The sequence below is a fragment of the Psychrobacter sp. TB20-MNA-CIBAN-0197 genome (genome assembly GCF_040309765.1).
GTDB lineage: Bacteria > Pseudomonadota > Gammaproteobacteria > Pseudomonadales > Moraxellaceae > Psychrobacter > Psychrobacter submarinus.
Map to the genome: position 1 here is coordinate 1 of NZ_JBEOPC010000256.1, position 325 is coordinate 325.

Annotated in this window: 1 protein-coding gene; it reads left to right on the top strand. The window is 39.7% G+C overall.

Annotated features, from left to right (window positions below):
• Positions 1–325, top strand: a 325-nt coding sequence (locus AAEY83_RS13555; RefSeq protein WP_502945168.1) for a M61 family metallopeptidase, incomplete at both ends; no start/stop codon positions are given.

Sequence of the window (325 nt, forward strand, 5' to 3'; positions counted from 1 at the left end):
GGTTTTACTTCTTATATTGATGATTTTATGTTGCAAGCATCAGGCGTGATTGATAAACCAAGCTATCTTAAATTACTGGCTGAACAAATCAATCGTTACTATCAAACCCCTGGACGCGCCTATCAAAGTGTCGCTGAGTCGAGTTTTGATGCGTGGATTAAGCTGTATCGTAATGATGAAAACACAGGTAATGCTGGGATCAGTTACTACAATAAAGGCGCATTGGTGGCGCTTTGTTTAGATTTAACTTTACTCGAAAAGAGCAACGGTCGTTATCGGTTATTTGATGTGGTCAAGGCTTTTTATAACCAAGCAACGCAGAATG